The sequence below is a fragment of the Blastochloris viridis genome (assembly GCF_001402875.1).
In the GTDB taxonomy this organism is placed as follows: Bacteria; Pseudomonadota; Alphaproteobacteria; order Rhizobiales; family Xanthobacteraceae; genus Blastochloris; species Blastochloris viridis.
Genome location: NZ_CP012946.1, coordinates 1,617,624 through 1,643,561, shown reverse-complemented (window position 1 = coordinate 1,643,561; position 25,938 = coordinate 1,617,624). Strand labels below are relative to the sequence as shown.

Here is a 25,938-nt window from a genome sequence, read left to right as displayed (position 1 = left end):
GCAAATCACAAAACGTCACGCCAATGACAGGATCGCCTCACGGCTTGCCCTTGAGGCGCCGGAACTCGGCGGCCCAGCCGGCCTTGTTGACCTGCCGGCCACGCGCCACCGCCAGCGCGTGGTCGGGAACGTCGTCGGTCACCACCGACCCCGACCCGACATAGGCACCATCGCCGATCGTCACCGGCGCCACCAGCGAGGAATTCGAGCCGATGAAGGCGCCGGCGCCGATCGTGGTCCGGTATTTCCCGTATCCGTCATAGTTGCAGGTGATGGTGCCGGCCCCGACATTGCTGCCGGCGCCGACGCTGGCGTCGCCGAGGTAGGTGAGATGGTTGACCTTGGCGCCCTCGCCGATGGTCGAGGCCTTGACCTCGACGAAATTGCCGATGTGCGCCCCGGCGCCAATGGCGGCGCCGGCACGCAGCCGGGCGAACGGCCCCAGCTCCACCCCCGCCTCGACCGCAACGCGGTCGAGCTTGCCCTTCTCGAAGCCGTTGAGGTGAGAAAATGCCCGGATGGTGACGTTATCGCCAACCGTGACGCCGGGGCCGAACACCACGAACGGCTCGACCACCACGTCGCGGCCGAGCACGGTGTCGGCGGAAAAGAACACGGTGTCCGGTGCCACCAACGTGGCGCCGCCGGCCAGCGCCGCCGCCCGCGCCCGGCGCTGGAACACCGCCTCGGCGGCGGCGAGCTGGGCGCGGTCGTTGATGCCCATCACCTCGTCGTCGGCTGCCTCCAGCGTCACCGCCTTGAGCCCGGAGGCAACCGCGAGTTCCACCGCGTCGGTGAGGTAGAACTCGCCCTTGGCGTTGGCGTTGCCGATGCGTTCCAGCAGCGACAGCGCCGTTCCGCCGCCGAACGCCATCAGGCCGGCATTGCACAGGCCGATTGTCTTCTCCTCGGCGCTGGCGTCCTTCTCCTCGCGGATGGCGATGAGCCGGCCGCCGTCCGTCACCAGCCGGCCATAGCCGCTGGGGTCTTCCGGCCGGAAACCAAGCACCGCAACGGCGGCGCCCTCGGCGGCCGCGGCCAGCGTCGCCATGGTTTCGGGCCGCACCAGCGGGGTGTCGCCGAACACGATCAGCACGCGGTCGTAGCCGCGGCCGATCGCCGTCCGCGCCGCCAGCACGGCATGGGCGGTACCGCACCGCTCGCGCTGCTCGAACACCTCCGCGGTCGGAGAGAACCGCCGCACCTCGGCGGCGACGTCAGCGCGGTCGGGCCCGATCACCACCGCCACGTCGTCGGCGCCGGCGGCCTCGACCGCGGCCATGACGTGCCCGACCAGCGTGCACGCGCCGACGCGGTGCAGCACCTTCGGCACGGCGGACTTCATGCGGGTGCCCTCGCCTGCGGCGAGCACGATCGCGAGGGTGGACGGGCGAGGCATCGGCTCCTCCGGGCAGCGAGGTCCGTGGCGGACGGCTCCAACGGCTGGGCGCAGTGGCGGCAACGCGCTGGATTTCGCTGGAAAATCAATAAACTGCGGTCAGACTGCTCTGTCGCATCGCCGTTGCGGACGTGGGCGTGCGACCACGAGTGGGACGCGCAGTCATAGCCGGGTGCATTCGGATGCGGAAGGGGCCGGCGGAGGCGCGAATCTGCTAGGCTCTGTTAATCCTGTTCCCCTATCCGGTTGAGCTTGCCATGCGCCCTGCCCCTCGCCCGAATCTCGGTGTGGACGACGACGAGCCGTCATCGTGGACAACCTACGCGGTGTGGGGCGGCGTCGCGCTCACGGGGGGAATCGCGGTGCTCCTTGCCGCCTCGCTGTTCGGCGACCCCACCGTCGAGACCGCGAGCGGCTCGAACAACGCCGCGCCGGACGCCATCGTCCGCCGCGATCCGGCCGTGCTCGCAGAAACCCAGCGGCTGATCGACGCGGTGCGGGCGCTCAGCGACGACCGCGACCGGCTGATGGCTAGGCTCGACCAGATGGAGCGCACGCTCGGCGACGTCACCGCGGCAATCCCGCGCGACCGCGACGCCGGTGCCGGTCACGCCACCACCCAGCCGGCCCCGGCCGGCCACACCACCCTCACCCCGTTGCCGGCGCTGGCGCCGGAACCGTTCAAACCGGCACTGGCGCAACCGGCTGCCGCTTCGCCGGCGGCAACGAACGCCGAGACCAACCACGATGGCGACGCCGGCAAGCCGATGTCGCTCGGCGACATTGCCAAGGATACCGGCAAGGATGTCCTCAAGCCGGTCAAGCCGGCGCCGGCGGCGAACATGGCGGTGCCGCAGCCGCGGCCCCGCGCCGATGCGCCGGCCGAGTCGGTCGGCACCCGCACCGAATTTGCCATCGACCTCGGCAGCGACGCCTCGATCGATGGGCTGAAAACCCGTTGGGCCGCCATCCGTGGCAACAACAGCCAGTTGCTGGACGGGCTGCGGCCGCTGGTCTCGATCCGCGAAAGCCGCCAGGGCGACGCGACCGAGCTTCGTCTGGTCGTCGGCCCGCTGGCCAACGCCTCCTCGGCGGCGCGACTGTGCGCTGCGCTCGGCACCACCGGCGTCAACTGCCAGCCGACCCAGTTCGACGGCCAGCGGCTGGCGCTTTATTGAGTTGGTGCCATCCGCCTCGCCGCGGCACGTCCGCGAGCCGCCCGACGCTATGATCCCGATTTAAAATTCCGCAGCAAGCCCATGCTTCGAAATGGGTTCTCTGCCAAATAGCCGGCTCATCGGATCGACCGACCGGCTGCTGTTTTGCGTGCCGTCCCCAAGCGACGCACCGCCGCCGGCAGCGGACGCAGCGGCCAAAACGACCCCCGCCAAAGAAAATCGCCATGGCCGGGGCCGGCCATGGCGATGATCGATTGAACGCTTAGAGCATTTTCCGCACAAGTGGGTTCCGGTTGTGCGAAAGAAAATGCGAAATTACAAAGACCTAGAGCATCTGACCTGATGCAGTCAGGTCGGATGATGCTCTAGGCTCGACAGCCGGGTCCGGTCACTTCGGCGCGGTCGCCGCGGCGGCGCCGTTGCCCTGCTCGAGCAACTTCTTGCGCAGTTCCTCGGCACGCTTCTGCATCTCGTCCTGCAGCTTCTTCTGCTGCTCCTCGACGGTCTTGGGGTCGAGTGCCGGACCGTCATAAGCCTTGCCGAAACCGGTCAACGGCATGGTGAAGCTCACCGTGCGGTTGGCCTGGTTGAGCGTCTGAATTGTCAGCGCCTGACCGGCTTTCATCTTCTTGACGAAGTCGGCGTTGATCTCCATGTCGCCGTAGCAGGCGTTCGGGAAACACACTGCGTACTTGGCGTTGGCCGGCGGCTGCTGGTCGACGACCACGCGCAGGCCCGGCTGCAGCTGCATGCCCCAGGGGGTGGCGATGATGAAGGTCTTCTTCGGATCGCCTTCGATCTCGCGAATCGCCACCGACGCCAGGAACTGCCCGGTCTCGGCCCGGATCTCCTGGGTGATGAGGCAGATTTCCTTCTTGGCCTGCGGGTCGGTGTTGCAGAGCTTGGTCCAGGAGGTCGAGATCACCTGCGCCTGCTGCGGCGCCTGCTGACCCTGTTGCGGCGCCGGCTGGCCGGCCTGCGGCTGGGCCGGCTTGGGCTGGACCGGCTTGGGCTGGGCCGGCGCATTCTGGGCTGCGGCCTCGTGGGCGAAGGCGCCGAGCGCCAGCACCGCCGCGGCGACCGAAACGGCAAGGCGAGCACGCGAGCGCGAGATTGATCGAACCGGGAACGTCATACGGTACCCCCTCTTGCGCCTGTGCGATCACTCGAACCGCCGCGCGACATCTTAAGGTGGGTCCATCACGGCGAATTGAGGCGCGAGCGTGGCGCTGGTCGAGACCGGTGTACCGCCCTCACGGAATCTTGCCAAGCTGGCATCGCAAAACGGGAAAACCCGATCGGGCTTGATCGGAGGTCGCCGGTCGGAGATCTTCGGGCACTCGGCCCGGCTGCGCACCGTCGCAGACGTCCGATCTTCGAGCGGGGCATCCATGGTGCGACACGTCGTGGCAACCACCCTACTCGCGGCCAGCGTTCTCGCCGCGGTCGGTGCGGCGTTGCCGGCGCGGGCGATGCCGGCGCATGCCATCGCCATGCACGGCCAACCGGCGATGCCGCCGGAGATGGTAGAGCCAGCCTACGCCAATCCCCGCGCGCCCAAGGGCGGCCGGCTGGTGCAGGGCATGCTCGGCACCTTCGACAGTCTCAACCCGTTCATCGTCCTCGGCCTGTCGGCCACCGGCATCCGCGGCTACGTGGTGGAAAGCCTGCTCACGCGCGGGCTCGACGAGCCGTTCACGCTTTATGGCCTACTCGCCCAGTCGGTCGAAACCGACGACGAGCGCACCTTCGTCACCTTCAACCTCGACCCGCGCGCAACGTTTTCCGACGGCCGCCCGGTGACGCCGGAAGATGTGGTTTTTTCATTTCGGCTGTTGCGCGACAAGGGCCGGCCCAACCACCGTACCTATTACCGCAAGGTCAAAGCGGTTGCGATCACCGGCGCGCGCTCGGTGCGCTTCGACCTCACCGGCGCGGACGACCGCGAGCTGCCGCTGATTTTAGGCCTGATGCCGGTACTGCCGCGCCACGCCGTCGACCCCGACACCTTCGAGCGCACCAGCCTCGCCCCGCCGCTCGGCAGCGGCCCCTACCTCGTCACCGAGGTGCGGCCGGGCGAATCGCTCGTGCTGCGCCGCGACCCCGACTATTGGGGCCGGGATCTGGCCATCACCCGCGGCCTCAACAATTTCGACGAGGTGCGGTTCGACTATTACCGCGACGCCAACACCCATTTCGAGGCGTTCAAGCGCGGCCTCTACGACGTCAGGGTCGAGACCGATCCCGGCCGGTGGGCGAGCGGATACGATTTTCCCGCTGTCCGCGACGGCCATGTGGTGCGGGCGACCGTCGCCGACGGCCTGCCGAAGCCGGTGACCGGGCTGGTGTTTAACCTGCGCCGGCCGGTGTTCTCCGACCCTCGCGTGCGCGAGGCGCTGATCGAGCTGTTCGACTTCGAATGGCTCAACGCCAACTACTATTTCGGCGCCTACCGTCGCACCGGCAGCTTCTTCGAGGGCTCGGAGCTCTCGGCGCTGGGTCGCCCCGCCAGCGATGCCGAGCGGCAGCTGCTGGCGCCGTTCGCCGCAGCCATCCGCCCCGACGTCATGGACGGCAGCTACCGTCCGCCCGTCACCGACGGCTCCGGCCGCGACCGCGACCGCTTGCGGCACGCGCTGGAGACGCTCGCCGCCGCCGGCTACCGGCTCGACGGCGGCGTGCTGCGCGGTGCCGATGGCACCCCGTTCGCCTTCGAGATCCTGGTCGGCACCAAGGACCAGGAGCGGCTGGCGCTGGCCTATGCCCGCATGGTCCGCCGCGCCGGCATCTCAGCCGAGGTGCGGTTGGTCGACAACGTCCAGTACGATCGCCGCTTGCAGACCTACGACTACGACATGATGCCGTTCACCTGGACGCAGTCGCTGTCACCGGGCAACGAGCAGGCGTTCTACTTTGGCTCCACTGCGGCGGACGCGCTCGGCACCCGCAACTACATGGGCGCCAAGAACCCCGCCGTCGACGCCATGATCGAGGCGATGCTGGCGGCACGCGACCGCGCCAGCTTCGTGTCCGCAGTGCACGCACTCGATCGCTGCTTGATATCCGGCCTTTACATGATCCCGCTGTTTCACCTGCCGGAGCAGAGAATCGCGCGCTGGAAATATATCGGCTGGCCGGAGCACTCTTCTCTCAATGGACCCCTCCCCGAAAGCTGGTGGCGTGTGGCACCCTAGCGCAAGAGGTGCGAAGTGATTCTCGAACACGACGACAGCGATGGCTTTGCCGGTCGGGTAACTCTCGACCAGATATTCCGCCGGACCACCGAACAGCGGCCGGACGCGACCGCTCTGATCGAGCGGGTCGGCAACCAGCTCTGGCAACTGTCGTTCGCCAGCGTCGAGCGCGCCGTGTCGGTGCTCGCCAGCCGGCTCGCCGCACTCGGCCTGCCGCAGGATTCGGTGATCGCGCTGCAGGGGCCGGCCTCGGTCGGTCAGGTGGTGGCGCTGCTCGCCGCCAGCCGCGCCGGCCTGATTCCGATGTTCATCCCCGAACTCTGGCGCGAGGCGGACCTCACCCCTGCGATCGAAGGCAGCGGGGCGCGGGCAATGGTCTCGTTCGGCGATGCCGACGACACCGTCGACCTTCATTGCCGGGTCGCGGCCGGAGTATTTGCGGTGCGGTTCGTCTGCGCGCTACGCGACGACGCACCCGACGGCGTCATCGCACTCGGCAGCCTGGACGACCTCGTCACCGGCGAGATCGGCCGCATCCCGAGCTACCGCTCCGGCAATCCGGCCGACCACGTCGCGGTGCTGACCTGGGACGTCGGGCCCGACGGTCCCTATCTGGTGCCGCGCTCGCATCGGGCGTTGGTGGCGGGTGGTGTGCCGACGCTGCTCGCCGGCCGGCTCGACGAGTCGGCCGTGCTGCTGTCGACGGTGGCGCTGTCCAGCTTCGCCGGCCTGACCTGCAGCATGGTGGTCTGGCTGCTGGCCGGCGGCACGCTGGCGCTTGCCCGTCCGGCCTCGACCGCCGAACTGATCGAAACCGTGCCGCTGGTGAGCGGAACCCACCTCCTGCTGCCGTCCGACGTCGGCGGCTCGCTGTCGGCCGAGGGCCGGTTCAAGACCTGCCCCGACCTGCGGGTGGTGCTACTGCTCAATCGCGCGCCGGAACTGGTGCCGACGCCTTGGCTGACCGAGGACATCGGCGTGGTCGACATCACCGCCTGGGGCGAAGCGGCGCTGCTGGCGCGACGGCGCGACGGCGCCGAGCAGCGCGCCGTGGTGCCGACCCGGGCCGACGCCTCGGCCGGGCTCGATCCGGTTGCCGTCGCGATGGTCGGTCACCGGACCCTCCAAGGCACGCTCGCACTCGCCGGCGCGATGGTGCCGCACATGGCGTTCCCGGCATCCGCCGGTTCGGGCCTGCCGCTGGTGGCGGAAGGCGCCTACGACACCGGCTGGACCTGCCATGCCAATGCCGAGGGCGCCCTGGTCAGCGACGCGCCGCCCCGTGGCGTGGCGCGCATCGGCGGCTACCGGGTGTCGCTGCGCGACGCCGAGGCCAAGCTGTCCAAGCTGCTCGGCGCCCCGGTCGAGGTCGCGGCGCTGCCGCACCGCGTGCTCGGCCAGCGTGTCGTTGCCGCAACCGAGGGCGCGGTCGACCCCGCCGCCTCGGCCGCCCTTCCGCTGGTCGGCCTGTCGCCGGCGAAGGCCCGCCGCTCGGCCTGAGCGGGCCGGCGCGCCGACGTTTGGCGCAAACCTCTACGGTGTCTGACAATTAGCAGGCGGACCGCGCCCTGCCCGGCCTTGCGCCGGCGGAGTCGGCGCGTGCTGATCCCGTTCCGCGGGGCTCCGGCGTCATTGACGAGTTCTTTACGGCGCCGTGGTCCCCTGGGCGGACACCAAGGAATTGAAAGCTCCCACATGCAGCTTGATGGCCCGGTTGTGCTCGTGACGCGGGAGATCTCCGCACCGATCGTCGGTCACATGGTTGCGATGATCGAGAGCGAGGTCGTGCCGGTCGGCCACGCCGAGGCGCCCGCGGTGGTGCGCAGCATCGCGCCGGCGGCAGTGCTGGTTGTCGACAGCGGCGAGGACGAGGATGCCGCCGACGCTTTGACGGCGGCGATTCTCACCGCCGACCACTTCGTGCCGTTGATCCGGCGCTGGTCGCCGAATGATTCCGACCGCATCGCCACGCTGTGGCTCGACGCCGAGGCTGACGCCGGTGCGCTCTACGCCGCCCTGCAGCAGGCGTCGCGTACACGCACGCTGCTGCTCGAGACGCTGCGGCGACGCGTGGTCGCCACCGCGGCGGCACTGGGAGCGCCCGCCCTGCCGGACCCGTGGGCGCCTGCCCGCGATACCGCGGTGCTGGTGATCGACAATGGCGCGGTGCTGCCAGTGGTGGCGCCGATCTGCGCCGCACGCGGCATTTCGCTGGTCGGCGCGCCGTCGACCAGCCTGGCCGGGACCTATCTTGAGCTTCGCCACTTCGACGCGGTGGTGATCGGGCCGGCAATCGACACGGTGTCGGCCGAAACCTTCCTGTCCTGGCTGCGGGACGACCCGCGCCGACGCGACCTTCCCGCATTCTGGCTCGGCGCCGACCCGGCCTTCCGGCTGCGGATCGACCTGCCGAGCGAAATCCTGGCGCCGCACGATCCGCGCCTCGGCGGGGCGCTCTACGCCGCCGCCCGCCTCCACGCGCTGGAGCATCAACTGTCCGGGCTGATCCAGGACATGCATGCCGCCGGCCTCGCCGATCCCGACACCGGGCTGCTGTGGCCGGATGCCTTCCGCGCCGGTGTGATCCAGTCGATGGCGTGGGCTGAGTCCAACGGCCGCGACGTCGTCGCGCTCCGGCTCGCCGCCGAGCAGGGCCAGCCCCTACCGGCGGTGGTGCCGCGCATGGTGGCACGGCTGATGCGGCGCTCCGACCTGGTCACGCAGTACGATGACAGCGTGGTGCTGGTGGTGCTGGTTGGCAGCGACCGCGACACCGCCGCCCGCATCTCGGCGCGGCTGTCCGGCATCCTGACGCATACCGCCCTGGTTGCGACCGGCCGGGCCGGACCAGCGTTGTCGGTTCGCTGCGTTACCGCCAAGCCCGGCGAATCGGCCGAGGCGTTTCTCGCCCGGCTCGGCGGCGCGTCCGCCGCCCCTGCCAAACTGGCCGAAGCCGGCTGATCGCGCGGCGCGGCCGAGGTTACGCCGCATCCTCCCAGTTCGGTTTGATTTGGCGCAGCAGCGCGCTCAGGCCCGGCTCCTCGATCAGGTCTGCCGCCGCGTCGAGGTCGACCCAGCGCAGTTGGCGCTGTCCCTTTTCGAGCCAAGTATCGAACTGGTCCTCGACGTCGAACCGGAACACCCTCACGTTGACCAGCTCGAAGCCGCTGTCGAGTCGCTTCCACGCCTCATAGCAGCCGAGCGGCTTTTTCTGCACGTAGCCGAACAGGCCGGCCTCCTCGCGCGCCTCCTGGGCCGCAGCGATATAGTCCGGCACACCCTTTATCGGCCAGCCTTTGGGAACGATCCAGCGCTGGGTTTCGCGGGATGTCACCAGCAGCACTTTCCAGCGGCCGTCGGCCCCTTGCCGAACCGGTAGCGCCGCCACCTGCGACCGCGGAACCAAGCGATTCTGCTTTGCCATTATGACAACCTGCACCTTTTCAATAGCGTTGTCGTTGGCCAAACCGCCGGACGACCTTCGAGCGCAACACCATCGGACACCAACGCGACGACGCCATGTCCGGCTTGCCCCCGTTCTGCCGCCGTGAGAAGACGAAGCATGTCCCGTACACCACATAATGCGCCGAGGCCCGGCGGCGAGCCGCCGGCTGAGCTTGGCAGCGACATCGATCCGTCCATCGGCGATTGGACTTCGCCCCCGCGCCCGGCCAAAGCGGGCCGTCGCCCCGGCAAGCCGGCGCCGCGCGGCGGCCGCGGTGGACCGCGCCGCCACGACGAGGTCGTCATTCTCTATGGCTGGCACCCGGTGGCGGAAGCCCTGCGCAATCCGGGCCGCCGCATCCGCCGGCTGCTCGCCACCGAAAACGGCGCCAAGCGGCTCGCCGACGCCGGGCTCGACGCCGTCAATCCGGAAATCGTGCGGCCGGCGGTAATCGACCGCCTGGTCAGTGCCGATGCCGTCCACCAGGGGCTCTATGCCGAATGCGCCCCGCTCGATGCACCTGAACTCGACGACATCCCCGCGGACGGCGTGGTGCTGGTGCTCGATCAGGTGACCGACCCCCACAATGTCGGCGCCATCGTCCGTTCGGCCGCGGCGTTCGCGGCGCGCGCCATCGTCACCACCAACCGCCACTCGCCTGAAGCCACCGGCGTGCTCGCCAAGGCCGCTTCCGGCGGGCTCGAGCATACCCCGGTGGTCAGCGTGCAGAACCTCGCCCGCGCGCTGGAGGCATTGCGCGACCGGGGCTTCACGCTGGTCGGGCTGGACGGCCAGGGCGAGGCCGATCTGGGCGATCTTGCCCTCACCGCCCCGGTGGCCCTGGTGCTCGGCGCCGAAGGCAAAGGCTTGCGGCAGAAGACCCGCGAGATCTGCGACCGGCTCGCCCGCATCGACCTGCCAGGCCGAATCGACAGCCTCAACGTCTCGAACGCCGCCGCGCTCGCGCTCTATGTCGCAACGCGTGCCATCCGGCAGACCGCCGTCAGCGCCGTGGCCGAGGCCACGGCCCGTCCTCCGGCGCGATGATCACGTCCGGCCCGTCGTAGCTGGGGGTCGGCTGCACCGCGTCCGGCATGGTCGGCGTCGACCACGAGCGGAAATAGGGCTCCGCCGGTGTCGGCGTCGGCGCCGGCTTGCGCTTGGGATGGTCGCCCGGCTCGACGCCGCCAGGGTAGAAATGCACCCAGGTCGGCTCGACCCACCTCTGGTCGAGCCGCATGCGCTCAACGGTGCGCGAGCCGCCCGGCAGCGAGGGCGGGGTGTCCTTGCGCACGATGTCGTCGCCCGAACCGGGCATGCCCGGCCAGGCCATGCCGCGCCGCGCATAGTGCATCTCGAAATGGCGCCGCATCGGCTCGGGCATGCCGATCGGCCGAGGCACCGGCATCAGGATCGGTCCGTCGAGCACGCGCGGACTGCCGTGGCCTGGGCGATAGAGCCCCCAATCCTGCTCGATGATCGGGCCGCCGGGGCCAAGCTGAACCGGCGTCCAGTCGGCCGACGCCGGCCCGGCGGACGCCGGCAGCAGCGCTGCCAGGGCAAAAGCGAGCAACGCGCGCATGTGGCCTCCTGCCGACCGAACCTGAACCGCCCCATGTTTCACCCATGATGATGAACAGGGCGTTGACGACTGCGCTGATCCGCACAGGGCACCGAATCCGGGTTAACGCGTCCTGTGTCCGAGGACTTGAGCACAGTATTCGGGGTCCCAACCGGCGCGCTTTCGCCTGAGCCTGAGGCTTTTCTTGTCGGTGACGGCGCGCAGGAGATTGAAGGCGAAGTGGCGGACGACAGCCATGTTCCTGGCGCCGTGTCCCGTGCGCAGGCGGGACTGGTCGTCGCCGAAGGTGACGTCGAGGACCCAGTGCAGGCTGTTCTCGATCGCCCAGTGGCTTCGCACGGCCTCGGCGGCAGCGGTTGCCGAGAGCGCGGCCGAGGAGACGTAGTATCGGGTCTCGAAACGGCAGCGGTCGGCGAGCTCGGCGCGCGATGCGACGCGCACGATGGTGGCGACGTCGGGCAGCCGCAATTCGCCGGGAAAGCGCCGGTCCCCCTTCAGCCAATCGACCTCGCGGGCAACCGTGACGGTGCGGCTCTCGATGCGGCCATGGCCCTTGTCGAGGTCGGTGACGCTCTCGGTCTCGGCCGCGGGCGTCTCGGCGAAGAAGCTCTCGATCTCGGCCCGCAGGGTCGGCTGGTTGGCCTTCACGGCGAGCAGATAGTCGGCCTTGGCGCCTCGGATGGCGGTGGCGATGGTCGGATTGGTGGCGATGGCGTCGATCGAGATCAGGGTGCCGTCGAGGCCGCCGGCGGCGGCGAGCCGCTCGATCAGGAGCGGGATCGCCGTGGTCTCGCTGCTCTTGTCGGCGACCGCCTCCTGGCCGAGCACCAGGCGGCGGGTGGTGGCGAACGCCGAGACGAGATGGAGCGGCGCCTTGCCGGCCCCGCGGTCGTGGCTGCGCCGCGAGGTCTTGCCGTCGATCGCCACCAGGTCCGGGTGATCCGGCCAGCTCTCCCGAACCCACGCCGTGAACGCTGCCGCGAACAGGTCCGGGTCGATGCGGTTCATCAGCAGGGTCAGCCAACGCGCCCCCGGAACCCCGTGGTGGTAGGGCAGGAAGCGGCGCAGAAACGACAGATGCGTCTCGCCCCACTCGGCGATTCCCTCGTAGTCGTCGCAGTCCGCCAAGGTGCCGCACACCACCAGTAGCAGCACCTCCGGCAGCGGGTGAGCCACCCGCCACGCCTCGCGTGGGTCCTCGATCACCGACAGGTGGTCGAGCAGCACCTTCAGGCGCGACTTCTCGGGGACGAACAGGCCATCAAGGCTCAGGCCATCAAGGCTCATGGCGGGGCTCCGAATCGAGGCCCCTCATCGAATCAGACCTTCCGCAACCCCGAAACCGCCGTTAACCCGAGTTCGGCGCCCTGCTGATCCGCAGCGGACGCTTGCTTCGGCGGGAGCGGACTGCTAGCCGTCTTCTTGTCGCCAGCTTAGCCCAGCTGGCAGCGCAGCGGTTTTGTGATCAGGGGCCGTAAGGCTGAAGACGATTCGGATCACGCGCTTCAAGCCGCGCCTGACCCGAGCAGGTACCGAATAGGCACCGGATTTCGGTGTCCGTGGCCAGCGTAGCACAGCGGTAGTGCAGCGGTTTTGTAATCGGAGGGCCTTGAGGCGAGAAGGCGAATCGGATCATGCGCTTAGGGTCAGCGCGATCCGACCAAATACCGAATAGGCACCGGGATCGGTGTCCGCCGGGGCCGGCGTAGCACAGCGGTAGTGCAGCGGTTTTGTAAACCGAAGGTCGGGAGTTCGATCCTCTCCGCCGGCACCATCCTCCCACGGAGCCTAAAGAGTTCTATTCTTCGGTCAGGGATCTCGAACCCCTTCCAGGACGCAGCCAGCTTAGATGATAACAGCCGCACCCGCGGCAACGCCTTCCAAGAACAGGGCGCCCTCCATGTACCCCAGAAAAGCTGGATCATAGGCATAAGGCCACCAGAAAATCTCGTCGCGACCAGGCAATGAGTCGAGGCCAAGGTGGTCAATTTTATTCGTCCAAATCTGAACGCTGCCGAGAAGAAGCTCTCGCGTACAGACGCGCTCTCGGGCGATGATCCGATCACGGAGACTTCGATCGACCACGACAAGGCGAGTGTCAGCGTCGATAACCTTTCCGCATTCCGCCGCGCCAGGATAACGAGTTTCCCTTTCAGCAGTGAGTAAAGCATTTTCGCTCGGCTGTCCTCGCCGCCTAATTTCCTTCCGCATGGCCAACGTGACGAGTTGCGCTGGATCAACCGCCTTCTCGAATTCTTTGTCGCGGAAGAGGTCCGAAAGAACCTCCGCTGAGGTGGCCGCAGCCGGATGCGCTTTCAAGCCATCGATATGCGACACCAAAAAATCATAAACTGTCACGCCCTCGGACCATTCGAAATTCCGGTTGCCGCGCCCGCCGATCTGGATGAGGGAAGTGGTTGCAAATCGCTCACGAAAACACGTTCGAAACGACACGTCGACGCCGGCCTCCATGAGGCTGGTGGCGACCAAAGTCCAATCGGTGAAGCTGCGGTGCTTCAATCTAGCCTTCGCAAGAGCGAGCACGGCGTCTCGGTCTCGAGGGCAAAGGGCTGTCGATAGGTGCATGATGTGTCGACCTTTCTTTCGCATCATGTCAGCCATCACGGCCGCGCTCTGGACCGTATTCATGATGAGGAGCCGCGGCCCGGGAGCCGCCGCAACCGCTTCGGCCAACGCCTCAGGTCCATCCAGGCGGCCCAACGATACAAAAGAGACGCGCCGATCCTCCGCTGCCCGCAGCGGCGACGCGAGGTCTGGCGGCACGAGCTCCGGCAGCCTTAGGCGTGAGTCGCCAACGATGTCGTCGACTTCCCAAAACCTCGCCAGCGATCCGCTGGCGAGGACAAAGGAGCATCCCCAATCGGCGGTGAGCTCGCGCATCCAGCGCCAGTTCTGCGGCCAGAGCGATGTCGGCAGCGCGGCGTGCGCTTCGTCGAGAAAAACCATCGAGCCGGGCAGCGCGTGCAACTTCCTGAGGTTCGACGGCGTGTTCGCCGACAGCGTCTCAAAAAACTGGACGGCGGTCGTCAGGACGATGGGAGCCGTCCATAGAGTCGCGAGATCGCGAGAGGAGATGCTGCTGAAGTCGGCGCGGTGGTGATGCTCGGCAACGATCGTATCCGGCCGGCCGCGCTCGTTTTTCAGTACCAAGGCCTCCCGTAACGTACGCGCAGTTTGCGACAGGATCGCTGTATAAGGAGCCACGATGAACAGACGCCGCGCACCGGTCGCGATTGCTCTGCGGAGCAGGTAGGCCGTCACAGCCGTCGTCTTGCCGATGCCGACTGGTCCCTCGCAGGCCATCAGCGACGCATCGGGTTCGCGCTGGCGGCACGCCTGGTAAAACCGGCGGCGGAAGTCGTTGCGGCGTTTCTCGTCGTCGGACAGCGCCTCACGCCTTCCGAGATCGGCCACATAGGCGTCGAGCGACGCCAACCGCTCAGCCCAGCGCGACTGCGGCTCGTTCGGCACCGTCCATCCAGTGTCGGCGTAGGCCGTGTCGCTATGGTCGGCATCGACGAGGCAGGACAGGCCCAAGCGCATGGGAAGACCATGTAACGCTTTGCTCCGCGCCGGCTGGTGCGGACCGAGCGCTGCCTCGTGGGCAGCTATCATCCTGTCCAGCATGCCGTCGGTGCGCGCGATCTGTTGCTCGTGTACCTCCGGCGCTACACCTTCATCACGCCTGACGCCACGAAGCCGACGTGCATTTGGCGATTTCGCAAAGTGGACCGGCAAGGAAGGCAAGCCGGGCGCATGATGAGCTCGCACCATCCAGGCCGCCATGTAAGCGCCGCTGGCGCGCAGGTGGGCAACACCGGCATCAATGTGATCCCAATCGAGCCGTGCGTTGCACCCCTGACAAAGCGCCGCCTGACTCTGCGGATCGAGCTTGCCGAGGTCGTGAAACGTCGCGGCGTCCACAACGGCGTTCCTGATCGTTTCGCGTCCCGCCGTGTCACTGTAGAAGTGCAACATCGCATCCGCGCGCCGGCGCGCACCTGCAATCACACCCTCGCTTGTGGCCGTGCCGGCAATGTGAGCGCGATAGGTCTGCGGCTCTAGGCCCGGCTCACGGGCCGAGTGGGCGAGCGGCTCCACCCTCACGCCGCACCGGCGAGCGGCCATTCCTTCAGGCAAAGGTCTTCGAACGAAGCGAGACGCGCGCGAAGCTCCTCGGGCAAGGCCGTCGGGATATCGTATTCGTCGATGCCGAGGGATGGCTTGTTCGGGTCGAAGCCGGCCTTTTTCTTCGGCTTCAGCGCCGCCAGGATCAGCGGGTCCGGGCACGACCCGAGCGGGTTTTTATGCTCGGCGTACCAGGCGTGGAGGATGTGGACCTCGGGCCGAATGCCGGAGGCCGTGTGGGCGTAAGCGTGTGGGATCAGGAACTTGAGCACGTCGATGTCGTGTCCGTCGCAGCCGCTCTTGTGCGCTGCGCTCGGGTTGACGAAGAACGGCATCGTATACAGGCCGTGATGCACGACACGGAACGCGAGCGGGGCCATACCGCGGTCCTTGTCGCCTTCCACGCCGGCTTTATTGGTCAGAGTTAAGCGCACGATCTCTACAGGCGAGACGCTCACGCCGGGACCGAACTGCACGACCCCGGTGGTGATAAACTTGCCTTGGTCAGCTTTCTCGACGAACGTGTTGCCGAAAACGCGCCCATCCCAATAGGCGGCACGGAAATCGCCCAGCGACATGGCGCTGATCGCCTTGCGGTCGCGTCCGCGGCTTTCGAGAATGCCGAAGTGCTTTTTCGTTTCTGGGCCGGTCGCAGCGAGCGCGGCCTTTCGAACGTCAGCGTCCGCGTTTTCCATGAGGTCGCGGAGCTTCCGCTTGAACGACACTGGCGAAATCAGGCCACGCCCATCGGCTTCAAAGGTACGCGGCTCGCTCTCCCCGTCAGGATCGCCGTTCGGATTGGAATTGATCACGTTGATGACGAGCAGTCCCGTCCCTCGGTTGAATGCTTCGCTCACGCGCTTTCCCCCCTGTTCACGTCATTTTGTCCTTCTGCATGGCTGGCATCACCGGCGCCTTCTGTGCCTCGCGGCAACCCTGCCATGTAGCCAAGCAGCAGTTCGGCTTGGAAATACTCGTCCGGTCGGCCCTCGACCTTTCCGAGCTTCTCCCGCAGATCCATAGCGATAGGTTCAATCTCGCGCAGAACCCAACGCGCCTTTCGCTTTGCCCACGCTGCATAGGGCGGCCATCGCTTCAGCAGCAGCTTCAGTGCATCGTGGGGTCGCTCGGCGGCCATGCCGAGCAGCGCGTTTCCGAGAAGTGTTGGTGGTATGCTTCCGTCTCGCACATCCTTGCAGTAGCCGACGTGCACGATATCTGCGGCCGCCAGCAGTTGCCCGAGGCGAAACCCGGCGTCCGACATGTAGACCTCCTTTAAGCGGTCGAGATGATATAGAAGCGCGCCGATCCAGGTCGCGGACTGCAATGCGTTGCGACGTAGGCCGGCTTTCGGATCAAAATCCTTCAGAAATTCGGTCCCTTTCGTTCGTGCAGCCGCGACACCGGCGAGAAGATCGCCATGTCGCTCGACGAGCAGATGAAGCAGGTCGCGGGCACGGCGCTCAATGTCGCCTTCCTTGAGAAAGAGCTGGAAAGCCTGAGAAGCAGGGATGCCTATGACCTCGATCGGTCGGCGTCCGCCGTTCGCGAACTGCACGCGCGAAATCGGCGTGATCGACAGAGGGGTCACGTAAGGCGGTCCCCGCAAGATCACCTCTGCCTTCGCTTTGCCCGGAAACGGGAAGCGCAGCCAATCGGGTGTGTTCACGGTGGCGGATTGCCAATCTCGCGCTGCCGTCCAGAATCTGGCCGAGGTCGCTCGACGCTGATAGATGGACTTGCGGTTCGCGGGGTCGACGGTGCGGAGAACGAGGACCAACACTTGGTCCTCAGGCTGCCCGTGCTCAAAGATGCCTTTGGATTGATCGATGGCCCGCGATGCCAATTCCTTGAGTGCCGCCTCGCCGGACAATTCGTCATCGTCCGCCACCGCGTCTGCATAGTGCGCGCCCGGATCAGCCGTGCTCACGACGAGCAGGTCCGACTTGTCGCCGCTCTCGGCCGGAATCAGGCGCCAGGTCTTTCCCTTGCGATCCTCGCGCGTGAGCGCGGCGATGGCACCGGCCAGGCGACGCACGAGTTCTGCATCTGCCTGGAACGAGGCGTCGGCCGTGCGGCCGTATCGGGTGAGCGACGGGATATCCCGGTTGCGCGAGTAGATATAGGTCTGCCCGAGCCCCGGAAGGTTCGGCTGCGGAAAATTCCCAGCGTGAAGCTTCGCGGCCTTGCCGGTCAACGCACAAACGGCTTCGCCCTTGATCTGTTCGTTCCCGGTCGAGGGCGGATTGCTCAAGGCCCTGCTGATGGCACCGATCTGGCGGGCATCGCCGGCATCCCGCTGGAATTCCATGTCCTTGACATCGATCGCCAGGACGATGGGAGCGATCAGCGCCGTCCGGATAGGGTCGATCCAGTAGTCGTCTCCGTTGTTGCGGACGCGCTCGCCCAAGGCGTTTGTGAGTTGCTCCAGAAAGGACGGCGACACGTCCAGAGCCGCAAGGAAGCGCTCGAAGACAGCCGGGACCGAGGCGCTCAGCGGATCGTCGGCCAGCGTCCGCAACGCTTCGAGTCGTTCGCTGATCCGCTTCCTGTGCCCAGAATTTGGCCAGTTCTTAATCTGCCGCGCAGCAACGGAGTGCTCTGAGAAGAGACGCATGAGTTCGTTGCGCCGGTCCGGGGGTGACTTACTCGAATTCCAAGCCCGGTCGTGCTTTTCGCGCGCAAAAGCGTCGAGCGCCAACAACCCCGCCGCCGTCTTGAGTCCTGGGAATCCGTTGTGCTGACCGTCGCGCAAGGTCCAAACGGCACCGTTCCCGGCCTCGGGTATCACCTCCACCGAGGACACATGGCCGCCCTCAGCGAGGCGGACCCGTAAGGCCGACCCCTTTGCCACGTCCTTGACGTCCGGATGGCGGCCGACGAGATCGACCCCGTTCGCGGTCAGTCCACGCTCGATCGCGAGCAGGTCATTCAGCATCTATCTCACTGATTCATTTGGAAAGAACGCCCGAGGCAATGAAGGCCAGGGGCGTTCTCTGGTCGTTAGCCTATCAGTATTTCGATCCGCGCTCCGAAGAGCGCACTATGGTGGCCATTCGATCTCAAGAACGGTGATCCCAAACAAACGCACTCGTACTCGTCTGCCGGACCGCCTTCGCATCGCTTCCGCCTCCATCGTGTGGGCGCGTTTTACGATGGCCTGAAACGGCGGTCAAGTTCACTGATAGGCTAAAAAACGAGCGCCCCTTTTTCGATCCGGACGTCGTGCGCGAAGCGCGACACGTAGGCGCCGTCCTGAGCCCGGTCCCACACGCTGGACAGCATGGAGGGAATCTCGAGATCCAGAGCGTCGTCGACCTCCCATTCCGGCCGGAACGGCCCCCAGTAGTCGCAGGTGAATTCGGACCAACCGAGCGCAGGGGTCTTGAAGCAGCGACCCTGCTTGAGCCGCCGCTCGAACAGGTTTTGGAGGTAGTGCCGCGGGTTGCGTCCACTCCCGCCGCGAGCGCCGCGGATATCGGCGTAGATGCGGTAGCAGGGATTTGCCACGGCGGTGGCGAAGACCTGCATGCCGGTCCCGGTTTTAATGTTCAGGTCCTTCCGCAGCGGGCCGCCGTAGTTGAACGCATAGCGCTGAAACGAAACCGCTCCGCCTATAGATCCGACCGGCCGACATATCTCGACACGCGTGGGATGAAACCATGCTTCGCCCTGCGCGAGATATGCGATCGACTCGAGAAGACCCTTCGCGGCCGACCATGTCGGGACCGGATAGCTCGTGGGGCTGCCGCCGGTGTCCGGCCGCGCGTACATCGCCAGTGGACCGGACACCTCAAGCTGGATCGGATAGGAGCTCACAGCGAATTTGTCCCATTGTGAGTGATTCCTGTAAAACACATTGAAGCAGGCGGCGCGCACGATGCCAACTAAGGCGTGCACCCTCCACCCGCGGATCAGTCCGAGTTTTTCCTCCGGTTAGCGATGTCCTCGCCCCGCCTTCTCATCCTGCTCGCGGACCAACGCACCGACTTCTCGCTCGCTCTCGCGCCCTCGATCAGCCGGTTCACCTCGGCGGCGATGGCGGCGTAGGTACAGTCCGAATGCTCGATGATCAGCCGCTCGGCGAGCCGGCCGATGCCCTTGCCCCGACTCGGCCCGGAGGCCCGTGGCGGCCTCGGAGCCTCGGGCCCTGATGCTGCCGAGCCGAACTGCGTCGAGGGCCTCGGCGGCCACCGGAACGCGCCCGGATCGAGACCGTACTTGGCGACGAGCTCCTCGGCCTTCTCGAGAGCGGCCGCCGCCTCGCCGGCCGGGCAGCCGTTGGCCTCGGTCTTCTCCAGCAGCGCCTCGATGCGCCGCTTGACCAGCGGCAGTTCCCTCGCACTCGGCTTCTTCATGGTCATGTCTCCCAGCGGCGGGATGCCGCGGGACCATGCTGGCGCGGAAAGGGGCGTCCGCGAGCCGGGCCGGAGGGGAAAATCTTCACGGCTCGATGGCGCGGGCGCGGTCCTCGTCGGACACGCTGGTCGCCAGCAGCTCGGCGGATACGGGCATCTTTCTGAACCACCTGTTCACGAAGACCATCGAGCAGATGAGTGACAGCCAGTCCGGCAACACCCATGAGGTGCTGCAAGAGCTGTTTCGCGCCATGGCGACGCCCGCCGACAAGGAAACCCGCCAGGCGGCAAAACTCCGCCCTTGGGCCGACGCCTTTCCGTATGTGAACGGGGGATTGTTCCCAGAAGCCGGCGAGTGCCCGCGCTTTTCCCGGATCGCGCGGTCCTATCTGTTGCGGGCGGCGGAACTCAACTGGCAGGAAATCAATCCCGACATTTTCGGCTCGATGATCCAGGCCGTCGCCGACGACGAGGAGCGCGGTGAACTCGGCATGCACTACACCAGCGTGCCGAACATCCTGAAGGTGCTCAATCCCCTTTTTCTCGACGACCTGCGCGAGCAGTTGGTGGCGGCGGGCGACAATCTGCGCAAGCTGCGGAACCTGCGCAAACGCCTCTCGGCGATCCGCGTGTTCGACCCAGCTTGCGGCTCGGGAAATTTCCTGGTGATCGCCTATCGCGAGATGCGCCAGATCGAGCATGAGATCGTCACGCGCACCCGCGACAATCCCAAGAGCGTTATCCCGCTGGCCAATTTCTATGGCATCGAGATCAAGGGCTTCGCCGCCGAGATCGCCCGTTTGGCGCTGCTCATCGCGGAGTTCCAGTGCGACGTGCGCTTGATCAGCCAGAAGGAAGCTCGGCTGAACGTGCTTCCGCTCCACAAGACGGGGCAGATCCATATTGGAAACGCGTTGCGGTTGGATTGGTTGGAGGTGTGCCCGCCGACTGAACCGCCCCGGGTTTGCCGGAGGCTCCAACTCCTGAGAAGGTGGAGCCATGAGCAAGCAGACGAGCAGCAAGTTTTCTCCTGAGGTTCGATCGCGGGCGGTGCGGATGGTGCTGGATCACGAGCGTGAGCACCCCTCGCGCTGGGCGGCGGTGGTGTCGGTCGCCACCAAGATCGGCTGCACGCCGCAGACCCTGAACGAGTGGATCCGGAAGACCGAGGTCGACGCCGGAAAGCGGGTGGGCGTGCCCAGCGACGTCGCCGAGAAGCTCAAGGCCCTGGAGCGGGAGAACCGGGAACTGCGGCAGGCCAACGAGATCCTGCGCAAGGCGTCGGCGTATTTTGCGATGGCGGAGCTCGACCGCCGGTCCAAGACATGATCGCGTTCATCGACGATCACCGCGAGGTCCACGGGGTCGAGCCGATCTGCAAGGTGCTGCCGATCGCCCCCTCGACCTACCATGACCATGTCGCCAAGCGGGCCGATCCGGCGAAGCTCTCGGCGCGGGCAAAGCGCGACCAGGCCTTGCGTCCTGAGATTGCCCGCGTCTTCGCCGAGAACTTCGAGGTCTATGGCGCGCGCAAGGTCTGGCGGCAGATGGTGCGCGAGGGCTTCGACGTCGCGCGCTGCACCGTCGAGCGCCTGATGCAGGACATGGGATTGCGCGGCGTCATTCGCGGCAAGCCGGTGCGGACGACGGTGCCAGACAAGGCGGCGCCGTGCCCGCTCGACCACGTCAACCGGGTGTTCCATGCTCCGGCGCCAAACATGCTCTGGCTCTCCGACTTCACTTACGTCAGCACGTGGTCGGGCTTCGTCTACGTCGCCTTCGTGATCGACGCCTACGCCCGCCGCATCGTCGGCTGGCGCGTCTGCCGCACGGCGCACGCCAGCTTCGTGCTGGATGCGCTGGAGCAGGCGCTTCATGACCGGCGGCCCGCCCGCAAGGCCGGCCTGGTGCACCATTCGGATCGCGGATCGCAATACGTCAGCATCCGCTACACCGAGCGCCTGGCCGAGGCGGGCATCGAGCCCTCGGTCGGCAGCGTCGGCGACTCCTATGACAACGCGCTCGCCGAGACCATCAATGGCCTCTACAAGGCCGAGGTCATCCATCGAAAGGGCCCGTGGCGGTCGTTCGAGGCCGTCGAGTTCGCCACGCTGGAATGGGTCGACTGGTTCAACAACCGCCGCCTGCTGGCGCCGATCGGCAATATCCCGCCGGCCGAAGCCGAGGCGCGCTACTATGCCATGCTGGAAGAGACAGCGATGGCCGCGTAACTCAAGCCAAAACGCCTCCGGCAAACCCGGGGCGGTTCACCGTCCTGAACGGCTTTTCTCCGAGGTGGGCGTCAAGCGCCTGCGAGATCGTGATGCCGGTCTCGGCCGTCTTGGCGGTGGGGTCCACGCCGGACTGGATCTGCGACATGATCGCCTTGGCCCGGTTCCGAGCCTCGCGCAAGCCGATCCGGTCCACGCGGTCGATCTTGACCCGCACCGTGCGGACGTGCCGGCCGTTCCGCCGAACGTCGCCCTGAACGGCGTAGGTCTTGGTGGTGGCGTGGCAGATGACCATCAGGCCCTTGACCTGTTCGTCCCGCCAGATGCCCGAGCCCGGTTCGAGGTTCCGGATGCGGGCCTCCGTGAGGTTGATGACAGCCATGTTCGTCTTCTCCGAAGCACTGTGTGGAGCACCGTACGGAGACCATCGAGGATCAACGTACGTCGACGATCATGTCGCGCAAGGGCTTGTCCGCGAACCAATAATCCGAAATAATCCTTTTCGGATCAACGACTTCAGACCGAATTTGTAAACCGAAGGTCGGGAGTTCGATCCTCTCCGCCGGCACCATCCTCACTCATCGAGCGCCGAGGCGGACGAGTTCTGCTTCTATTAAGCTCTACGAAGCACACATCGGGGATTGCCCTGCTGCGCATTTGTGGGCAGCCCTCTCAGTCAGCATGGAAGTCGTGGACCGACCCGCCTGGACACCGGATAATCGGGCATCTCAGGGCGCCGGCCCGCTGCTCGCCGTTTTACCTCGCCCCTTGATGTCGTAAGGCTTTGGCTTGCCGGAGCGTCGGCCGTCCTGTGCCCGCGGTTCCGCCCCAATGGCCGATGACGACTGGCCAACAAGGAGCAATTGCGATGACGGACGGCAAGATCGACGCCCAGCTCGCGCTTCGCAGCGACGGGCGGCTGCTGGTCGGGCGCGATCGGATCACCCTGCTTGAGGCTGTCGCCGAACACGGCAGCATCACCAAGGCGGCCGAGGCGGTCGGCTTCAGCTACAAGACCGCCTGGGACGCCGTCGCTGCCATCAACAATTTGCTGCCGACGCCGGCGTTCGTGACCAAGACCGGCGGCCGCAAGGGCGGCGGCGCCGAAGTGACCGAGGAAGGCCGGCGGTTGATCGTCGCCTTCCGCCGACTGGAGGAGATGCTCGGACGCATCTCCGCCGCCATCGCCGAGGAAGGGCTGCAGAACATCGACGACCTGCTGCTGTGGGGCATGACGATGAAGCTCAGCGCCCGCAACGCCATCCGCTGCGAAGTCAGCGAGGTTCGCAGCGGGCCGGTGTCCGTGGTGGTCAAGCTGCGGGTGCCGCCGGACACCACCATCACTGCGGTGGTGACCAACGGTGCGGCGGCCGAACTCGGGCTCGTACCCGGCCGGCAGGCGGTCGCGCTGGTCAAGTCCTCATCGGTGATGCTGGCGCCGGTCGACGAGGTGCCGCGGCTGTCGGTGCGCAACCGTATCATCGGCACCGTCGCCCGCCGGATCGACAGCGAGGTCGGCAGCGAGATCGCGATCGACATCGGCGGCGGCAAGACGCTGCTCTCGGTCGTGACCCGCGAGGGCGCCGACGAACTCGGCGCCGAAGTCGGCAGCCAAGTCTGTGCGCTGTTCAAGGCGACCCACGTGATTCTCGCCGCTGGCTGAAGCGCCGAGGCGAGCCGCACGCCCGGCGCTTCGCCGACCGCTTTCGCGCCGATGCAGCGGGACATGTGAGGGGGCCGCCGGATCGCGACGGCGGAACGTGCCGCCGCGACCCGGTTCCGGACTCCACAAGGCTCCGCGAGCGCGACGCCGGCCCGCAGCCCGCGGTCAGAACGTCGCCTTGAGCGAGGCGTAGAAGCTGCGGCCTGCCTCGGGATAGCCGTCGCTCAGGTAATAATCCTGGTCGAGCAGGTTGCGGGCGCCGGCTGCAACCGTGAAGTTAGCATTGACGGCATACTCAGCCCTGAAGTTTACAAGTGTATAGGCACCGACAGTATAGTAATAATTGGCATTTCCGACCGTATATGACGTCCAGCGGTCGTCGGCGAACTCGACGCTCGGCGTGAGCTTGAGGTTGTCGTACGGTTGCCATGTCACGAATACGAGGCCTTTGAACTCCGGAACGCCCGACGGCCGGAAATTCGGATCGTCGGGATTGGTCACCTCGCGCCGAATCCACGTCAGATTGCCGCCGACCGTCCACCTGTCCGCAATGGCATAATCAAGCGAGGCCTCCGCCCCGTAGAAATAGCCGTCGCCGACATTTTGCGACTGGGTGTGAGTCGAGTCGACCTGCACCGATTGGATCATGTCCTCCACGTCGCTGTAGAATGCGGTAACGGACATTTGGCTCTTGGGCGCAAAGGCGTTGGACCAGCCGAGCTGGTAGTTGGTGGCCTCTTCAGGGGCCAATTCTGGATTGGACAACACCTGCGAGAACTTCGAGCTGAAGCGCTCGAACAGCGTGGGGAATCGGGTGCGGTGCGAAAAGTTGGCGAACACCTTCGCCGTCTCGCTGTAGCGCCAAACCGCCGCGCCCTGGTAGTCGATGGCGTCGCTGTCGTTCAGCGGAAAATACACCATCGCGCCGGTGTCGGTCGAAAAGTCCTCCGCCTTGGATAGATCGCGCCAGTTGTAGCTGACGCCCTGAACGAGATCGAACGCCGGCGTGAGGTGGATTGTGTTCTCCAGCGCGGTCGAAAAGGTATCCTCCACCGAGTTTTGCTTGGGCTCGGTGAAGCAGATCACGTTCGCGGTGCAGCCGGCGGTCTTGGCAAACCGGTTGCCGAAGCTCTCGTTCCATTCGGTGTGATCGTCGCGCCGGTAGCTGAACGCCAGCTTCAGCGTGTCGTAGCGGCCGATGTCGGTGCCGGCCTCGACGTTTCCGCCAACCGCGAAATCGTCGTAGTAAGTGTTGAAGGACCTAGCCGTTTTCCGAATAGTCTGCTCGGGATTATCAAATCCCATGTGCGTATTGTCGAACGTATTGTAGTACAGCTTCGTCTTCAGATAGGACGCCTCGCCAATCTGCGTATCGGAGAGCCAGTAGAGGTTCTGGATGTTCCACTGGGGCCAGTCGCGATAGGGCCGGGTCGGCGACACGTTGGTGACATGGTAGGGCGAGCCCTTGTCGGCCGATTGCTTGATGAGGTTGATGGAATATTCGTCGGTGGCGTTGGGGGTGTAGCCGGCCTTGAGGTTGACGCTCCAGTCGCGGGTGTCGGAGTGGTCGCGGAGCCCGCCGTTCTCGACCGCGGTCGGGTTAAAGCTCTCCGACAGCATCCAGCCGCGCATGTCGCGATAGGTGCCGCTGGCCTGGACGTAGCCGTTCTCCTTGCGCGAGCCGGCGCGGAGATAGCTCATCGTGCCCTCGAACGTGCCGTCGGTGCCGAACTCGGCCTGGGCGCGCCCTTCCGCCTCCAGTTCCTTGGTCGGCTTGTAGCTGACGAGGTTGATGGCGCCGCCCATGCCGCCCGGACCGTCGAGCACCGAGACGTAGCCCTTGGCGACCTGCACCGCCGCCACGTCGGGGGTGAGAAAGCGGCCGAAGTCGAAGCGGTTGTCCGCCGGCAGATAAATCTGCACGCCGTCGATCGACAGCGGCACCTCCAGGCGGCTGAAGCCGCGGACGCTGATGACGCGCTCGTTGCGTGCGTCGCCCGAACCCGTGCCCACCACGCCCGGCACGAGGTTCAGCGCCTCGTCGACCGTGTCGGCGGCAAAGGTCTCCATCTGGCTGCCGGAGAGGGTGCTGCCGCCGAAGTCGTCGGTCTCCTGGGTGCCGCCGGCCGGCGCGGAGACGTGAATCTCGCCGAGCCCGAACACGCCGTCGTCCTCTGCCGCGGCCGGCCCGACCGGCGCCAGGGCCGCAACGACCGCAGCCCCCGTTGCCATCATCATTACCTGACGTCTCAAACGCATATCCCCAAGCCCCTGCAGGTCCCACGCTGTTGGTTGACGTTTCTCCCGGCGGGCAACCGCCGCGCGGTGGTGGTGCGGTGCGTCGATGCACCGAGACGCGGCGCTCGGTTCGAGCGCAGCGGTGCACCGCGCGTCAGCGGTCCGTCGCGACGACGCCCCAGGCTGCGTTGCCGAATCAGCCAAAGCCTTCTCCGAGGGACCACCAAGGTCGCGACGCGCTTCGCGCGCCTGCGTCGATGTCTTCGACCTCGATCGAGATCGGAAATACTCCGCGCCCAGTGCGGAACTTCCGATTCGGACTTGGTAGTTAATTGACAGCACGAACCTTACGGCAGCAACGATTGCCACCTCAATTGCATAATATTAATCATTGTGCAGATATTCTTTAGCCAGAACAATTCAAAAGTATTTCTCTCCGCCAAATCCAAAACCTTCCGAGCAGAGCTGCGACGCCCGGAATGCCGCGGCCATGCCCTGCCG

General features: G+C 66.3%; 19 protein-coding genes, 1 tRNA gene, 1 pseudogene and 1 other annotated feature. Of the genes and pseudogenes, 9 read left to right on the top strand and 12 right to left on the bottom strand.

Annotated features, from left to right (window positions below):
- Positions 1 to 37: 37 nt before the first annotated feature.
- Entirely contained in the window at positions 38 to 1,399 is a 1,362-nt protein-coding gene (glmU, locus tag BVIR_RS07310; protein WP_055037098.1) for a bifunctional UDP-N-acetylglucosamine diphosphorylase/glucosamine-1-phosphate N-acetyltransferase GlmU, read from the bottom strand.
- Positions 1,400 to 1,656: 257 nt separating this feature from the next.
- On the opposite strand from glmU, the gene BVIR_RS07305 reads away from it, so the two are divergent.
- Positions 1,657 to 2,577, top strand: a complete 921-nt coding sequence (locus tag BVIR_RS07305; RefSeq protein ID WP_145912038.1) for a hypothetical protein — start codon at positions 1,657 to 1,659, stop codon at positions 2,575 to 2,577.
- 388 nt (positions 2,578 to 2,965) lie between these two features.
- Here the strand turns inward: BVIR_RS07305 and BVIR_RS07300 are convergent, their stop codons facing one another.
- The gene (locus BVIR_RS07300) at positions 2,966 to 3,712 is read right to left on the bottom strand and encodes an invasion associated locus B family protein (RefSeq protein WP_055037096.1); all 747 of its coding nucleotides are present in this window, start codon (positions 3,710 to 3,712) and stop codon (positions 2,966 to 2,968) included.
- A gap of 256 nt (positions 3,713 to 3,968) precedes the next feature.
- Here BVIR_RS07300 and BVIR_RS07295 point away from each other — a divergent pair, with 256 nt between their 5' ends.
- The 3 genes from BVIR_RS07295 (at position 3,969) to BVIR_RS07285 (ending at position 8,732) form a co-directional block, all read left to right on the top strand.
- Positions 3,969 to 5,771 carry an extracellular solute-binding protein gene (locus BVIR_RS07295; RefSeq protein ID WP_055037095.1) on the top strand — a complete coding sequence of 601 codons (1,803 nt, stop codon included), beginning with the start codon at positions 3,969 to 3,971 and terminating at the stop codon, positions 5,769 to 5,771.
- A gap of 15 nt (positions 5,772 to 5,786) precedes the next feature.
- Positions 5,787 to 7,271 (top strand): AMP-binding protein, encoded by a 1,485-nt coding sequence (locus BVIR_RS07290; RefSeq protein WP_055037094.1) that lies wholly within the window; start codon positions 5,787 to 5,789, stop codon positions 7,269 to 7,271.
- 195 nt (positions 7,272 to 7,466) lie between these two features.
- Positions 7,467 to 8,732 (top strand): hypothetical protein, encoded by a 1,266-nt coding sequence (locus tag BVIR_RS07285; protein WP_055037093.1) that lies wholly within the window; start codon positions 7,467 to 7,469, stop codon positions 8,730 to 8,732.
- Positions 8,733 to 8,751: 19 nt separating this feature from the next.
- On the opposite strand, the gene BVIR_RS07280 is transcribed toward BVIR_RS07285, so the two are convergent.
- Positions 8,752 to 9,195 (bottom strand): NUDIX hydrolase, encoded by a 444-nt coding sequence (locus tag BVIR_RS07280; protein ID WP_055038743.1) that lies wholly within the window; start codon positions 9,193 to 9,195, stop codon positions 8,752 to 8,754.
- A 216-nt stretch (positions 9,196 to 9,411) separates the two neighbouring features.
- On the opposite strand from BVIR_RS07280, the gene rlmB reads away from it, so the two are divergent.
- Positions 9,412 to 10,263, top strand: a complete 852-nt coding sequence (gene rlmB, locus BVIR_RS07275) for a 23S rRNA (guanosine(2251)-2'-O)-methyltransferase RlmB (RefSeq protein WP_055038742.1) — start codon at positions 9,412 to 9,414, stop codon at positions 10,261 to 10,263.
- Here the strand turns inward: rlmB and BVIR_RS07270 are convergent.
- Together BVIR_RS07270 and BVIR_RS07265 are read right to left on the bottom strand one after the other, a co-directional pair.
- A complete protein-coding gene (locus tag BVIR_RS07270) occupies positions 10,220 to 10,798 on the bottom strand; it encodes a hypothetical protein (RefSeq protein WP_055037092.1) in 579 nt (192 codons plus the stop codon). The genes rlmB and BVIR_RS07270 overlap by 44 nt on opposite strands.
- A gap of 102 nt (positions 10,799 to 10,900) precedes the next feature.
- The gene (locus tag BVIR_RS07265) at positions 10,901 to 12,085 is read right to left on the bottom strand and encodes an ISAs1 family transposase (RefSeq protein ID WP_082416810.1); all 1,185 of its coding nucleotides are present in this window, start codon (positions 12,083 to 12,085) and stop codon (positions 10,901 to 10,903) included.
- A 412-nt stretch (positions 12,086 to 12,497) separates the two neighbouring features.
- Between BVIR_RS07265 and BVIR_RS07260 the strand changes: the two genes are divergently transcribed.
- Positions 12,498 to 12,572, top strand: a tRNA-Thr gene (locus BVIR_RS07260).
- A 71-nt stretch (positions 12,573 to 12,643) separates the two neighbouring features.
- On the opposite strand, the gene BVIR_RS07255 is transcribed toward BVIR_RS07260, so the two are convergent.
- The 5 genes from BVIR_RS07255 to BVIR_RS07235 form a co-directional block, all read right to left on the bottom strand.
- Positions 12,644 to 14,920, bottom strand: a complete 2,277-nt coding sequence (locus tag BVIR_RS07255; RefSeq protein WP_145912039.1) for a CRISPR-associated helicase/endonuclease Cas3 — start codon at positions 14,918 to 14,920, stop codon at positions 12,644 to 12,646.
- Between the two features lie 2 nt (positions 14,921 to 14,922).
- Entirely contained in the window at positions 14,923 to 15,804 is an 882-nt protein-coding gene (locus BVIR_RS07250) for a type I CRISPR-associated protein Cas7 (RefSeq protein ID WP_055037090.1), read from the bottom strand.
- Positions 15,801 to 17,885 carry a hypothetical protein gene (locus BVIR_RS07245; protein ID WP_060833008.1) on the bottom strand — a complete coding sequence of 695 codons (2,085 nt, stop codon included), beginning with the start codon at positions 17,883 to 17,885 and terminating at the stop codon, positions 15,801 to 15,803. The genes BVIR_RS07250 and BVIR_RS07245 overlap by 4 nt, the downstream gene beginning before the upstream one ends.
- A gap of 251 nt (positions 17,886 to 18,136) precedes the next feature.
- Complete coding sequence (gene cas5 / locus BVIR_RS07240) at positions 18,137 to 18,766, bottom strand: CRISPR-associated protein Cas5 (RefSeq protein WP_060833009.1); 630 nt, start codon at positions 18,764 to 18,766, stop codon at positions 18,137 to 18,139.
- Between the two features lie 95 nt (positions 18,767 to 18,861).
- Positions 18,862 to 19,311 carry a DUF2786 domain-containing protein gene (locus BVIR_RS07235; RefSeq protein WP_055037088.1) on the bottom strand — a complete coding sequence of 150 codons (450 nt, stop codon included), beginning with the start codon at positions 19,309 to 19,311 and terminating at the stop codon, positions 18,862 to 18,864.
- Positions 19,312 to 19,451: 140 nt separating this feature from the next.
- Here BVIR_RS07235 and BVIR_RS07230 point away from each other — a divergent pair.
- Both BVIR_RS07230 and BVIR_RS07220 read left to right on the top strand, forming a co-directional pair.
- Positions 19,452 to 20,255, top strand: a pseudogene (locus BVIR_RS07230) (DNA methyltransferase); the annotation flags it as partial.
- 49 nt (positions 20,256 to 20,304) lie between these two features.
- Positions 20,305 to 21,536, top strand: a protein-coding gene (locus tag BVIR_RS07220; protein WP_145911955.1) for an IS3 family transposase whose coding sequence is annotated in 2 segments (ribosomal slippage) — positions 20,305 to 20,596 and positions 20,596 to 21,536 — 1,233 coding nt in all. Because the reading frame shifts where the segments join, the coding sequence is not laid out codon by codon here.
- Positions 20,589 to 20,705, top strand: a sequence feature (AL1L pseudoknot). (Overlaps the previous gene by 117 nt.)
- A gap of 1 nt (position 21,537) precedes the next feature.
- Here the strand turns inward: BVIR_RS07220 and BVIR_RS07215 are convergent.
- Positions 21,538 to 21,918, bottom strand: a complete 381-nt coding sequence (locus tag BVIR_RS07215; RefSeq protein ID WP_055037084.1) for an integrase arm-type DNA-binding domain-containing protein — start codon at positions 21,916 to 21,918, stop codon at positions 21,538 to 21,540.
- Positions 21,919 to 22,404: 486 nt separating this feature from the next.
- Between BVIR_RS07215 and BVIR_RS07210 the strand changes: the two genes are divergently transcribed.
- The gene (locus BVIR_RS07210) at positions 22,405 to 23,199 is read left to right on the top strand and encodes a TOBE domain-containing protein (protein WP_055037083.1); all 795 of its coding nucleotides are present in this window, start codon (positions 22,405 to 22,407) and stop codon (positions 23,197 to 23,199) included.
- A gap of 165 nt (positions 23,200 to 23,364) precedes the next feature.
- On the opposite strand, the gene BVIR_RS07205 is transcribed toward BVIR_RS07210, so the two are convergent.
- Positions 23,365 to 25,458 (bottom strand): TonB-dependent receptor, encoded by a 2,094-nt coding sequence (locus BVIR_RS07205; RefSeq protein ID WP_055037082.1) that lies wholly within the window; start codon positions 25,456 to 25,458, stop codon positions 23,365 to 23,367.
- Between the last annotated feature and the right edge of the window lie 480 nt (positions 25,459 to 25,938).

Coding starts and splice junctions, on each gene's coding strand:
- BVIR_RS07295 (WP_055037095.1), top strand. CDS start 3,969: ATGGTGCGACACGTCGTGGCAACCACCCTACTCGCGGCCAGCGTTCTC.
- BVIR_RS07210 (WP_055037083.1), top strand. CDS start 22,405: ATGACGGACGGCAAGATCGACGCCCAGCTCGCGCTTCGCAGCGACGGG.
- BVIR_RS07235 (WP_055037088.1), bottom strand. CDS start 19,311: ATGACCATGAAGAAGCCGAGTGCGAGGGAACTGCCGCTGGTCAAGCGG.
- BVIR_RS07270 (WP_055037092.1), bottom strand. CDS start 10,798: ATGCGCGCGTTGCTCGCTTTTGCCCTGGCAGCGCTGCTGCCGGCGTCC.
- BVIR_RS07205 (WP_055037082.1), bottom strand. CDS start 25,458: ATGCGTTTGAGACGTCAGGTAATGATGATGGCAACGGGGGCTGCGGTC.
- BVIR_RS07300 (WP_055037096.1), bottom strand. CDS start 3,712: ATGACGTTCCCGGTTCGATCAATCTCGCGCTCGCGTGCTCGCCTTGCC.
- glmU (WP_055037098.1), bottom strand. CDS start 1,399: ATGCCTCGCCCGTCCACCCTCGCGATCGTGCTCGCCGCAGGCGAGGGC.
- BVIR_RS07215 (WP_055037084.1), bottom strand. CDS start 21,918: ATGGCTGTCATCAACCTCACGGAGGCCCGCATCCGGAACCTCGAACCG.
- BVIR_RS07265 (WP_082416810.1), bottom strand. CDS start 12,085: ATGAGCCTTGATGGCCTGAGCCTTGATGGCCTGTTCGTCCCCGAGAAG.
- BVIR_RS07245 (WP_060833008.1), bottom strand. CDS start 17,885: ATGCTGAATGACCTGCTCGCGATCGAGCGTGGACTGACCGCGAACGGG.
- BVIR_RS07285 (WP_055037093.1), top strand. CDS start 7,467: ATGCAGCTTGATGGCCCGGTTGTGCTCGTGACGCGGGAGATCTCCGCA.
- BVIR_RS07305 (WP_145912038.1), top strand. CDS start 1,657: ATGCGCCCTGCCCCTCGCCCGAATCTCGGTGTGGACGACGACGAGCCG.
- BVIR_RS07280 (WP_055038743.1), bottom strand. CDS start 9,195: ATGGCAAAGCAGAATCGCTTGGTTCCGCGGTCGCAGGTGGCGGCGCTA.